This is a genomic window from Flammeovirga sp. OC4 (genome assembly GCF_000812565.1).
In the GTDB taxonomy this organism is placed as follows: Bacteria; Bacteroidota; Bacteroidia; order Cytophagales; family Flammeovirgaceae; genus Flammeovirga.
Window position 1 is genome coordinate 94,661 of the sequence record NZ_JTAM01000023.1, and the last position, 13,576, is coordinate 108,236.

6 protein-coding genes are annotated in these 13,576 nt (G+C 37.3%); 4 read left to right on the forward strand and 2 right to left on the reverse strand.

Features of this window, described 5'->3' with window-relative positions; genetic code table 11:
- The first annotated feature begins 7 nt into the window (after window positions 1–7).
- From PL77_RS15015 to PL77_RS15025, 3 genes are all read left to right on the forward strand, one after another.
- Entirely contained in the window at window positions 8–1,558 is a 1,551-nt protein-coding gene (locus PL77_RS15015; RefSeq protein WP_044206869.1) for an arylsulfatase, read from the forward strand.
- Window positions 1,559–2,107: 549 nt separating this feature from the next.
- Window positions 2,108–6,961, forward strand: coding sequence for a PKD domain-containing protein (locus PL77_RS15020; protein WP_082026553.1), 4,854 nt, complete (start codon window positions 2,108–2,110; stop codon window positions 6,959–6,961).
- A 144-nt stretch (window positions 6,962–7,105) separates the two neighbouring features.
- Window positions 7,106–7,732, forward strand: coding sequence for a GyrI-like domain-containing protein (locus tag PL77_RS15025; protein WP_044206873.1), 627 nt, complete (start codon window positions 7,106–7,108; stop codon window positions 7,730–7,732).
- Between the two features lie 248 nt (window positions 7,733–7,980).
- Here the strand turns inward: PL77_RS15025 and PL77_RS31785 are convergent, their stop codons facing one another.
- Window positions 7,981–8,118: a hypothetical protein gene (locus PL77_RS31785; protein ID WP_156152377.1), complete on the reverse strand. Its 138-nt coding sequence runs from the start codon at window positions 8,116–8,118 to the stop codon at window positions 7,981–7,983.
- 237 nt (window positions 8,119–8,355) lie between these two features.
- Here PL77_RS31785 and PL77_RS31340 point away from each other — a divergent pair, with 237 nt between their 5' ends.
- Entirely contained in the window at window positions 8,356–11,283 is a 2,928-nt protein-coding gene (locus PL77_RS31340; protein ID WP_082026554.1) for a T9SS type A sorting domain-containing protein, read from the forward strand.
- A 78-nt stretch (window positions 11,284–11,361) separates the two neighbouring features.
- Here PL77_RS31340 and PL77_RS15035 read toward each other — a convergent pair whose 3' ends face one another.
- The gene (locus PL77_RS15035; protein WP_044206939.1) at window positions 11,362–13,569 is read right to left on the reverse strand and encodes a glycoside hydrolase family 3 C-terminal domain-containing protein; all 2,208 of its coding nucleotides are present in this window, start codon (window positions 13,567–13,569) and stop codon (window positions 11,362–11,364) included.
- Window positions 13,570–13,576: the final 7 nt, after the last annotated feature.

Sequence of the window (13,576 nt, forward strand, 5' to 3'; positions counted from 1 at the left end):
TTAACAAATGAAAATTAACAAATTATGGCTCGTTCCTCTCGCTATGTTGGCGTTGGGATGCCAAAAAAATGCTACTACTTCAGAAGAAGTAGAAACAACCAAACCTAACATCATCTTCGTGTATATGGATGATTTGGGTTATGGAGATATCAGTGCAAACGGATCGACTACCATCAACACTCCAAACATGGATGCGTTGGCTAACGGTGGTATTAACTTCAGCAACGGCTATGCTTCATCTGCTACTTGTACACCTTCAAGATATGCAGCATTTACAGGGGAATATCCTTGGAGAAAAAATGCTCAAATCTTACCTGGTTCAGCACCAATGTTGATCAGTACTGAGCAAATGACTGTGCCAAAAATGCTTCAAGGTGCAGGTTATGAAACGGCGATTATCGGTAAGTGGCACCTTGGTTTAGGTACACATGACAAAGATTGGAACGTACATATTTCTCCAGGTCCAAATGAGGTTGGTTTTGATCACTCTTACATTATGGCTGCCACTCAAGACCGTGTCCCTACCGTGTACATTGAAGACGGTGATGTAGTAGGTTTGGATAAAAACGATCCTATCCAAATTGATTACAAAAAGAATTTCGAAGGACAACCAACAGGTAAGGATAATCCTGAGTTGATCACAATGAAATGGCACCACGGTCATAACAATACTATCGTAAATGGTATTCCAAGAATCGGTTATATGAAAGGTGGTAAGTCTGCTTTATGGAGCGATGTTGATATGGCTGATCACTTCTTAGACAAAGTGAAAAACTACATCACAACTCAAGCAAAAACAGAGAAGCCTTTCTTCTTAGCATATACAATGCAACAACCTCACGTACCAAGAACTCCACACCCACGTTTTGAGGGTAAATCTGGAATGGGTCCAAGAGGTGACGTAATTATGGAAGCAGATTGGTGTATTGGTGAATTGATGAAAACGATCAAGCAAGCAGGTATTGAAGAAAACACAATGATTATCTTCTCATCAGATAACGGTCCTGTATTGAATGACGGTTACTATGATGACGCTGTGGAATTAATTGGGAATCACGATCCAAAAGGTGGTCTAAGAGGTGGTAAATACTCTTTATTTGATGCAGGTGCTCACGTTCCATTCATTACTTACTGGAAAGGTAAAATTAAGCCGGGTAAATCAACTGCTTTAGTTTGCCAAATGGATATGTTAAACTCATTAGCAGCATTAGTTGGTAGCGATGTAAGAAGTGATGACTCTAAAGATGTTTTAGGAGCATTCCTTGATGCAAAAGAAGAAGGTAGAACTTCATTAATCTTAGAAGCAACGACAAGAACTTCATACAGAAAAGGTGATTACGTTTTAATCCCTCCTTACAAAGGAAAGAAATTAAACAAACAGGTGAACATCGAATTGGGTAACGATAATGAAATCCAATTGTATAACTTGAAAAAAGACCGTGCTCAAACGCATAACCTTGCGAAAGAAAACCCTGAGTTGACAAAACAACTTTTAGAGGAATTCACAAAACTAAGAGGTGAAGGTTTTGGTAAAACAAAGAAATTAGAATTGATGTAGAACTGAAAAAGTACATTTTATATTTTGAATTGTTTGTAAGAGAGATCGTAATGGTCTCTCTTTTTTTTGGTCACATAATAGCAAACACACTGTCAACTAGGTTATCGTTAATTTCCATCTGATTTTTAAACTCGCTAAAGCTCATGGCACGGATGTTAAGCGATAGTGGCATTCGTGTCCTACAGATCAATAGAAATCTTCCGATTTCTAAATAAAAAGAAGAATATAGAGTACTTACAAGAGATAGAATGGAACTGATTACATTAATGAAAACAGATAACAACTAGATTTTAAAGACTAAAACAACTCGTTTTCAACCAAAACAACACCAAAAACAAAACTCAAGCCTATAGCTAACTCTCTAATAATGTATCAAGTAGAAACAGATTAAAAAATACCCCCGCTTTTGCCCTTTATTTTACACCCCATTTATTAGTGTAAGATATACATCTTTGAATTACGCTTCTGATCGATCATTTATACTCTTCGATCGTCGGACATCGATCAGAACAGACAGAACACTTTTTAACCAACTATTATTAAGTACGTATGAAATACTTTTACAGTCTACTCACATTCATGTGTTGGAGTGTGTTGTTTCTATGCTTTCTTAACAGCGCACAAGCACAAACTTTTACGGGGAACGGAAGCGGAACGGCCGAAGACCCATTTCTCATTGAAACAAATGCTGACTTAATCAAATTAACTACCGCTTATGAATCATGGGATTTACACTATAAACTAGAAGCTGATTTGGATATGGATGGGGAAACATTTTACCCTATCGGTTACAAATTAGCTAATAATGTCGAGAAAGTATTTAGTGGTGTTTTTGATGGAAACTTCCATACTATTTCTAACCTTTTGATCACGCCAAATCCTGAGCAAACTACTATTGGGTTAGGTTTTGTGGGTAGTGCACGCAATGCTACAGTAAAAAATTTAGGTTTAATCAATGTAAGTACTCCAGACAAATCAAAAGCGAGAGTCGGTGGAATCATTGGGTTAGCCGAAAATACAACATACATCGACAGGTGTTTTGTATTAGGCGGAACTATTAGAGGTAACGGGCATGTTGCGGGAATCGTGGGCCAAATGAACGGTCATTCGGTGACTAATTGTATCTCTGATGTGACCTTAGTTTCTAATAACTGGGGAATGGACGCGGGAATTGCCGGAAATATTCAATATCTATATTCCAATACTGCCATCAGTCAATGTATCAACCTTGGAGACCAGAAAGCATTAGTGGCTGATAGTAAACTAAGTACTGAACCAAATATTGATTATTCAGGTCTTTACGCTCGTACCACCTCCAATGGAGCTAATGAGAGCACAAAAGTAAGTGTATTGTCTTCATTAGAAATGACAGATCAAACAAACTTCACTAATCTCGACTTTTCAGATGATGGTGCTTGGGTAATGAGAGAAAATTCTTACCCTATACTAAAAGGTTTTGCTCTTGAAGCTTTTGCATCAATTAAACAGTACCCTGGTATACCTCTAATTGTTACTTCAGATGGAACAACCCCAATCGAAGGAGCTACAATTACTATTAATGAAACTAATTATACTACTAATGCACAAGGTAAGGTCGATGATCTTTTAGAGGATGGAAGCTATGATTTTACAATCAATGCGGACGGCTACAAAGAATATACAGGTTCATTTTTGATTGATGATAATACAGAAATTAGCACAATTACATTAATTACAGAGGGTGTGACTACTTACTCTGCTACTTTCACTGTAAAAAATAATAAACAAGAAATTGTAGAAGGGGCTTCTTTCAGATTGTACATAACAGACGGTTTTGATCAAACTGAAATCACGGATAGCAACGGTCAAGTTACTTTTGAACTTTTACTAGGCGATACTTACCAGTACAGTATCAATAAGACATTACATATTGAGACGAATGACCAAATCCTGGTTGATCAGAATATTGATGAAGTGGTCACATTAAATATCGATAATAAAAAGCCGGTTGCCGTAGTGCAAGCAGGTAGAACCATTGAGTCAGGAGAAGTGATATTTTTACATGGTGCCGCTTCTTATGATGAAAATAATGATCCGTTAACGTATAAATGGACAGCACCCGAAGGGATTCAATTGGCCAATGAAAACAATCCTATCACTACGTTTACTGTACCAAATGTAGATGTTGACACTCCAATGACTTTTACATTAGTAGTCAATGATGGTGAAAATGATTCTGATGTGGCTTCTGTAACTTTTACTGCCAAAAACACGATCTTATATGGATTAAATCTATTAAAGAATGGTGGCTTTGAAGAGGCATTAAATGTAGGCTGGGAAGGGCTTGATAATTTCACTCAATCAGAAGTAGTTCCTGCGGATACCGAAGGTCTAAAAAGTTTGAAAATTGAAACTACAAGCCAAATTGATTTAGTTCAAACCAACCCTGAGAGCTTTATGGAACTTGAAGTGGGACAATCTTATAAGTTTACGGGTAAGTTTAGAGTAGATCGAATGACTACCACTGTATATAATTTTAGATTAATGCCTTCAGATCAATGGAGAGATGCAGATAATACGAAATTTTCAATTACAAGAAATGATCTAAGCTGGGGTGATGCCCAACCTGTTTTAAATGAATGGGTAGCTTTTGAAAAGACTTTCGTCATTGATGAGACATTTAAGGCGGGCGCTTCAATTGGCGATAAAGTAATGGCTAGAGTGTACTTCCAAAGTCCTAACATTACAACCGATGAATTGATTTATTTTGATGATTTAAGCCTTGTAAAAGCTGATATTACAATGGATCTAACGACCAATGAGGATCAAACTGTACTTCCTGGCACAAAGGTAGATCTAATGGCCATGCATAATTCATCCAATGCTTTCACTTACACTTGGAAAGCTCCGGAAGGTATAACGCTAACTTCTACAGATCAAATGTCTACGTCGTTTACAGCACCCAATGACATTTCGGAAATCACTGACCTTGACTTTATGGTCACGGCGTCAACAGGTAACCTAACTTTTAACTCTTCTGTAAAAGTTACTGTTTTAGAAAGTATTAAGGCAATGGCAGGTCAAGATCAAACCGTCACTGAAGGAGACCTTGTAACACTTGATGCTTCAGCCACTTCACCTTCTTCAGCTATGATTAGCTGGAAGACTCCAGAAGGAATTCAACTTTCGAGTTCAACGGATAAAATGCCGACGTTTACCGCTCCTAGTGTACAAGAAGTAACTTCATTTACTTTTACACTTACTGCAAAAATTGGTGAAAGAGAAGCCACTGATCAAGTGATGATCACCGTAGAACCGGACTTAACTCCTATTGCAAATGCAGGAAATCCTCAAAGTGCTTTTAGTGGAAAGTTAGTGACGTTGGATGCTTCACTTTCAGAAGCAAAAACAGACAACCCTTTAACTTATCATTGGGTTGCTCCTGAAGGAATTACCCTTTCTGATGTCAATGCAGTAATGCCCACATTTACGGCCCCTGAGGTCAATGAAGCAACGGACTACACTTTTAAATTAACTGTTGCAGATGGAGAAAATCACTCTGAAGAAACGACAGTAACAGTAACGGTTCAAAAGGCAAAACTTAAAGGAAAAGACCTGATTGTCAATGGTGGTTTTGAGGATGAGTTAACTGTAGGTTGGAAAGGGATTAGCCAATATACTCGCTCCGATGAGGTCAGTACTGAAAGTGAAGGCTCGAATAGTTTATTAATTGAAGAAGAAGTGAGAATCGATGCCCTCCAAACGAATGATGACAGTTACTTTGATCTTGAAATTGGTAAAACATACACATTCAGTGGTAGATTTAGAGTAGACCGCATGAACGCCGCTGTTTTCAACATCAGAATAATGCCATTTGATGAGTGGCCTGCAGTTGATAACTATAAATTGGCTATCGGAAATACGGATATTACTTGGGGAGACTATCAAGCGGTAATTGGTGAGTGGGTTTACTTTGAAAAGGAGATTTTGATTGATGAAGAATATACGATAAATGATGTAAATAATGGTGATATCGTTTCATCAAGAATCTATATCCAAAGTCCTACAGACGTTCAAACTACAGTCTATTTTGATGATTTTAGTTTAGTAGAGAGTAACTTTGAATTTGTATTGAATGCCGGAAATGATGTCACAATTCAGGCAGGTGGATCAGTGGAACTTACAGCAAGTCAAAACTCAGCGGAGGAGTTTACTTACACATGGTCAGCACCAGAGGGTATCTCACTTTCAGCTACAGAAGGAATGACGACAACAGCGACTGCTACAGAAGCACTAACGTCTGTAAAAGAATATACAATTACTTTAACGGCTCAGAATGACAAAATAACAGCCACTGATGATGTAAAAGTAACGGTTACTCCAGAAATTAAAGTGAATGCTGGAGAAAATCAAGAAGCAAAAATGGGAACAATGGTAACCCTAGATGGATCTCATACTACACCTGTTGATGCAACTTTAGTATGGACAGCTCCTGAAGGAATTACACTCTCTGATGTTAATTCAGCAATGCCTACGTTCACGGCTCCAAATGTTACGGAAGAAATGACGTATACGTTTACTCTAACCGCTCAGTACTTAGGTAATGAAGCTACAAGTGAGGTTGATGTATTAGTATACCCTGAATTAGTTGCTGATGCTGGTATTTCTATTTCATCATTTGTCGGTGAAATAATTACACTTGATGCTTCTGCTACTGTTCCTGCCAATGCTACATTAACATGGTCAGCTCCTGAAGGAATTGTACTCTCTGATGTAAATGCTATTATGCCAACATTCACGGCTCCTGAAGTAAGTGAAGAAACGACCTATACGTTTACATTATCTGCTGAATACAAAAATATGACACAGACAGATGAAGTCACAGTGACAATCAGTCCTAATGAACTTCCGGTGGCTAATGCAGGTGCAGATCAAGTCGTCGAAATTGGTGATTTAGTGACACTAGACGCATCAGCTTCAACGCCTGAAACAGTAACATTTGAATGGTTAGCCCCAGATGGAATTACATTGTCTGACGCAACGGTGGCGAAGCCTACCTTCAATGCTCCTGAGGTCAGCATTGAGACGACGTTCACGTTTGTTGTAAAAGTAGCGATCGGTGACGTAGTGGTACTAGATGAAGTTCAAATTACAGTTAATGCACCAGAGGAAATTCCTACATCAATTGAAGAGGCTAAAATCGTGACAAATATCTTCCCTAACCCAACTACTGATCAAGTTACGATTGAGTTAGTGGAAAATGCAGAAGTCTCAGTTCTTAATCTTCAAGGTGCTTCTATTTTCAAACAAGAATTTAGAGCGGGACAACAAACACTAAATGTTTCAAATTATAAAACAGGTCTTTACATTATTCAAGTGCAAACAAACAATGCACTCCAAAGTGTAAAGCTGATCAAAGAATAATATTGTTAACGTGATTTCTTGTAGACTTGAATCACACTTTAGTTAGATTGAATAAGCCGGAATTAGTTTAATTCCGGTTTTTTATTTTTTATACAATCCAGAAATTTTGTAGTACATTTATCAATAAAACTTAAAGTGAAGCGTATGAAACATGAATGGCGAAAAAAAGAAAAAGCGGTTTATCTTCCCAAAAACAAGCCTGAAATCATTGAAGTTCCCACATACAACTATATTGTATTGAGTGGAAAAGGCAATCCAAATAGTGACCTTTTTGCTGAAAGTATTGGAGCACTTTATAGTATCGCTTATGGCATTAAAATGACGCTCAAAAAAAGCGATTCGTCACCCGCGGATTATAACGATTGGACGGTTTATCCATTGGAAGGAGTTTGGGATATTTCTGAAGAAGCGAAGAAAAACTACACTGGTGTACTCAATAAGGATGATTTAGTCTACGACATTATGATTAGACAACCTGATTTTGTTGACCAAGACTTCTTTAATCAAATTCTAGAAATAACAAAAAAGAAAAAGCCTCATCCCCTACTAGATAAAGTTCGGTTTGAGAAAATCTCTGATGGACGATGTGTTCAAATGCTACACATTGGTAGTTATGACAATGAACCTGAAAGCTTTGCCATCATGGAAACTTTTGCAAAAAACGCACAACTTGTTCGAAAGTCAAAGATACATCGAGAAATTTACCTTTCTGATTTTCGTAAAGTACCTGAAGATAAACTAAAAACTGTACTAAGATTTGGGGTGGAATAAAATTATAATTAGGTGATGCCATACAGTAATAAGTATTGTCTATCCTCATAAACTGCAATCAATAATTCGCTTGAAACCCTATAAGACTGTTCCTTAATGCAATAATATCTATACAATCCCATCCTTAAAAAATTTTTATCCCCTTTTACATCAATAATTTCAACCTCTTTTATAGAATTCGACGGTAATTTTAGATTGAATTATTACTAATTACACTGTAAACTAAGTTTTTCGAATAGTTATAATATTTAGAAATCAGGAGATTTCTGCTGATCTGTAGGACACGAATGACGCTCACGCTTAACATTCGCGCCAGTGGACTTTCTACCCAATTCGTTTGGCACTTCTTCCATCGGCCTTGAAGGGAAAAGCGTTAAGAATTTCATGTATTGAGCCGTTAAAAATGATTTTGCTGTTTGAGCTTTAGCGAGTTTAAAATCATTTAGGCTCAAGGAATGGAATTTAGCTTTTGACTTCTAAGCCTTGAATTTTTTGCTTCTTTTTGTTTCAAGACAAAAAGAAGAGGAAAGAAGCTTAAAAAGTTGATCCTATAAATCCTTGTAGAAAGGTCGATTATAAGTTCACGAAAACTTAGATTACAGTGTGCTAACAATCTATTTTTTATGAGTCGATTAATTACCATTAAGGACAAATGCATTATGTATTGTCTCTTCATTTCGATGTGGAGTGGTGCATTTTTTTCTCCATCACAAGCACAAACTACTGTCAACATCAATCCTAAAGTACAACGCTATATTGGAAATGTTTCGGAGTTGGAACGTAATAAATACTTTAACCTCCACTCTAATTCTGGGGATACTGATGTAAAAAAATTCTTTGAAGATTACAATGCATTTCCAAGTCGAGGTTTTTGGGGACCTTATTCTTATTCAAACAGTAAAGGAAATTCTGTGGGTACTTACCCTTCGGGAAAATCAGGAAATTCCAATGAAAGAAAAGTAACTCGATTTGTGGCTACCGAACATCCTAAAAGTGCTTTCAAAGATGGTCTAGATCCCGTCAAGGCCGGAGATTGGGCCGTAGAATACTACAAAAACTATGTAAATGACAATGGCAGACCTGAGTTTTTTGAACCTATGAATGAGCCTTTTGTACATGCGAAAGACTTTTATGAGGGAGGTTGGAATCTTGCAGAAGAAGATCGAATTAAAAAACAGATGGCTGAGCTATTTGCTTCTGTGGGAAAGAAAATTCATGCAGAGCCAAGTCTTGCAAAAATGAAAGTGATTGGTTACTCATCGGCATGGCCTTCTTGGGAACTTAGAGATTTTTCCAACTGGGATGAAAACATGAAAATGTTTATGGATATAGCCGGTGCTGACATGGATGCTTTTGCTACTCACCTTTATGATGGCGTGAATGTAACCGGACAAAACAACCTACGTTCAGGCAGTAATTCTGAAGCTATTCTTGATATCATTGAGACTTATAGTTTTATCAAATGGGGAATGGTAAAACCTCATGCTATCACCGAATATGGTGGTATTACAAGAGGTTTTGAAGATCGATATACGGATCTTGAAAGTATTCAAACGGTGAGAAGTATCAATCATATGTTGTTTAATTTATTGGATCGAGAAAATGTAATTGAAATATCTATCCCTTTCATTACAGATAAATCGACGTGGCATATGAATGCCGGAAACAATTATCAGCCTTATGGTGCTGCGTTGTTTATCCCTACAAATATTGGTGAAGCGAATGTGGAAGATTGGAGATATGCACCAAAAATTCATTTTTATGAATTATGGAGAAATGTTCAAGGGAAAAGAATTCAGGTAGAAACGAATAATCCTGACGTTCAAGTTCATGGTTTTGTCAAGGACCAAAAGCTTTTTATGGCTTTCAATAATTTAGATGAAAACGAACAAACTGTACAATTAAACTTTGTGGAAAGTGCAGGCACATTGGTGAAACTGACTACGAAGGCTTTGAAAATATACGATGATAAAGACCCGGTGATGTCCATCGATGAAACAGCTACAGCTCCAAGTTCTTTGAAATTAATTCCAGGAGAAACTGTTGTCTTGGAATTCGAATACACTGAAGCCATTAAGCAGACAAAAGCTTCAAAAGAAACCAAGTATTACTCTACGACTTACTTACAACCTATCAAAACCAATACAGCAATGACTTTTGGCTTTTCAGATGTGGTGGTAAAAGAAGGTACAGCCACACTTTTGATGGGAATCGGTAGGAAACATGATCGTTCAAAACAGCCTACAGTTAAAGTAAACGGCACTGAAATTTCTGTCCCTAATAACTGGAAAGGCTTAGATCAAGCACATAGAGATGACTTTTTTGGTGTAATTGAAATACCCGTTGACATTGCATTATTAAAGGAAGAAAATACTGTAGAAGTAACCTTTCCAGATACAGGAGGACATCTAAGTTCATTGATTTTGGAAGTGAAAAATAATGAGGAAAACACGCTGAAGGATGAAGTCATCCATATTCATAGTCCTAAATCTGAAATCATTCAAGGTCAAGAAGTCAAAGTAAAATTGTCTTATAATGCGAATGTCTCAAGAGATATAGTTGCTGAATTTTGGACTTCTTCCAATTGGGTTGCCGAAGCTAGAGCGACGGTTACAGCAGGAGAAAGTCAGAAAGAATTATTGATCACATTGCCCAATTTACCAGAATTGGGTGATGGCTATATTATCAAATCGAGCATCAGACCTGTAGGTAGTACTTGGCAAGAAAATATTGCCAGGCATCAGGTGGATAATATCAGCGTAGTGGAAGAATACAGCAAGACCATGATTGTGAATCTTACTGTTTTTGATGAAGAAAATAATGCGATCGACGATGCACTTGTGACGTTATCAAATAATGACGAAACTCTTCATGAATCAGCATTGTCGGATCAAAATGGTGTGGCTAGTTTTGAAGTCATCGAAAAGGGTGAGTACACTTATAGCGTTTCAAAAAAAAACTTTGAAATTGCAACGGGAGTTCTTACCATCGATCAAAGTAACTTTGATAAAGAGATTATTCTTTCTGAAATAATTATCCCCTTAGTAGCACATGCCGGGGAAGATCAAACAGTAGAATCGGGTTCGACAGTCACTTTAGACGGTTCTTCATCATCACCTGAAGATGTCACTTTTAGTTGGTCTACTACCTCTCCCATTGCTATTCAAAACAGCACATCACCTAAACCAACCTTTACCGCCCCCAATATTACTGAAAGCACTATTTACACTTTTGAATTAACCATTAGTAGAGAAGAGGAAACGGCAACCGATCAAGTCAGCATCACGGTTACTCCTTCAATTCCTACTTCTATTGATGCGTTAAAAGAAAATATCAAAATATACCCTAACCCAACGCAAGACCTATTACATATTGACGTAAACAGCAGTTCTTTGATGACAATGTTCGATATTTTGGGGAATGAAATTTTCCAACAGACACTTTTAGCCGGAAAGAATATTTTGAATTTATCGTATGAGAAAGCGGGTCTTTATATCATTAATGTTCAATCAGAAGATGGAACCAAAAGCTTTAAATTGATCAAAGAATAACTATCATTTTGAGTATTAAAAAAGCTTCACCTAGGCAAAAGTGCCAAAGTGAAGCCTTAAGAAGAAGAATCTATTTAATTATTTACTTGACTTTTTACCGACTAATTTTACCGTTTTTACTAATGGTTTTGCAGCACCTAACGCTTCACTTCTTTCCGAAGGAAGAGCATTTGAAATGCTAATGTCATATTCTCCTCTCACCCATTCTTTCTCACCTTGATCGTTGAAAAGTTTGAAATCGTCAGATGATAATTCAAAAGTAAATTCTTTTGTTTCCCCTGCTTTTAAAGCAATTCTTTGGAAACCTTGAAGAATATATTGAGGAGTTAACTCTTCTTGTTTTTTAGGAGAAATATAAAGTTGTACTACATCTTCACTATCTACTTTTCCTGTATTACTTACCGTAAATGACAACTCTAAATTATCTTTCTGCTTTAAAGTAGAAGACGATAAATGAAGGTTTTCAAAAGCAAAATCAGTATACGTTAAGCCAAAACCAAAAGGGAATAATGGCTCTTCTTTCATAAACTTATACGTTCTTCCTTTCATTGAATAGTCATCATAAGACGGTAATTGAGCAATACTTTTCGGGAAAGTAATTGGTAACTTTCCTGATGGAGAAACATCACCAAATAAAATATCAGCCACTGCATTTCCGCCTTGTTCACCTGGGTACCAAATATGTAAGATGGCATCACAATGCTCTTCAATACCTTCCAATGAAACCGGACTACCACTTGCTACTACTAATACCAAAGGACCTTTTTTGCTTTCAATGATTTCCTTTACATAATTCAATTGATTTTCAGGTAGCTTTAGGTCTTTTCTATCTCCAATATTTTCAGAAGCAATCGCATCTACTTCTTCCCCTTCCATATCAGCAGTGATACCAACCACACAAATCGTTACATCAGATTCAGCAGCTACTTTTGGCGCCCAGTTTTTAGGGTTGATATTTTTTTGGAATGGTAAAGCACCACTTCTATAATTTAACGAAGTACCCAATGAAACTTTGTCTGCAATTCCTTCCAAAATCGTCACCAAATTAGGGCTGATACCGTAGTAGCTACCCATCAACATATCTGCTGAATTGGCGAAAGGACCTGTTACGTAAGGAACTTTAATATCTTTTGGAAGTGGCAAGACGTTGTTCTTATTTTTCAATAAAACAATGGATTTCTGAGCCGCTTTTCTCGCTAACTCCACATGCTCAGGGGAGTGGATATTTTCTTTCGCAACGTTATAATAAGGGTGAGCATTGTCCTTGTTAAACATACCCAATCTGAACCTTGTCTTGAAAAGTTGTACCGCACGTTGGTGAATTGTTTCTTCAGTGATTAACCCTTCCTCTACTGCTTTCGCTAATTTCAAATAAGTACGACCACAGTTCAAATTCACTCCTTCATTTAATCCTGTTGCTGCTGCTTTTGGAGCACTGTCCACATATTTCATTTTATGGAACATACCATTGATCGCTCCACAATCTGACGTTACATAACCATCAAATCCCCAATCTTTTCTCAATACGTCATCCAATAAGAAAGTACTAGCACATGAAGGAACGCCAAAAACGGCATTGTAAGCCCCCATTACACCTTCAACTTTTCCTTCTACAACTAATGTCTCGAAAGCAGGAAGATACGTTTCGTATAAATCTTTTTGCGTAGGTCGAGCATCAAAAGTATGTCTTTGACTTTCCGGTCCTGAATGTACTGCAAAGTGTTTGGCACAAGCCGCCGTTTTTAAGATTTTATCATCATCGCCTTGCAATCCTTTGACAAAAGACAAACCGATTCTTGAGGTTAAATAAGGATCTTCCCCATACGTTTCTTGTCCTCTACCCCAACGTGGATCTCTAAAGATATTGACATTGGGTGTCCAGAACGTCAGGCCTGCGTACTTGCTGGTATTTCCCATCGCTTGAGAGATTTTAAACTTTGCTCTTGCTTCCGTTGAAATGGCATCTGCTACTTCAAAAACTAAAGTCGTATCGAAAGTGGCTGCCATCCCAATCCCTTGAGGGAAAATGGTCGCTTTACCATTTCTTGCAATACCGTGCAAGGCTTCATTCCACCAATCATAAGCAGGAACATTCAACCTTGGAATAGCTGGAGCACTGCTGATGAGCTGATTAATTTTTTCTTCTAGTGTCATTTGACTAACTAGAATTTCCGCTCTCTCTTCAATGGGTAGTGATTCATCAAAATAAGAGAAGTTGATCTCTTGTGCTTGAGCGATATTTGCCCAGCAAAACAGTAATAATAATGTTAACCTATTTAATTTCATTTCATTC

Coding starts and splice junctions, on each gene's coding strand:
- PL77_RS15015 (WP_044206869.1), top strand. CDS start 8: ATGAAAATTAACAAATTATGGCTCGTTCCTCTCGCTATGTTGGCGTTG.
- PL77_RS15020 (WP_082026553.1), top strand. CDS start 2,108: ATGAAATACTTTTACAGTCTACTCACATTCATGTGTTGGAGTGTGTTG.
- PL77_RS15025 (WP_044206873.1), top strand. CDS start 7,106: ATGAAACATGAATGGCGAAAAAAAGAAAAAGCGGTTTATCTTCCCAAA.
- PL77_RS31785 (WP_156152377.1), bottom strand. CDS start 8,118: ATGAAATTCTTAACGCTTTTCCCTTCAAGGCCGATGGAAGAAGTGCCA.
- PL77_RS31340 (WP_082026554.1), top strand. CDS start 8,356: ATGAGTCGATTAATTACCATTAAGGACAAATGCATTATGTATTGTCTC.
- PL77_RS15035 (WP_044206939.1), bottom strand. CDS start 13,569: ATGAAATTAAATAGGTTAACATTATTATTACTGTTTTGCTGGGCAAAT.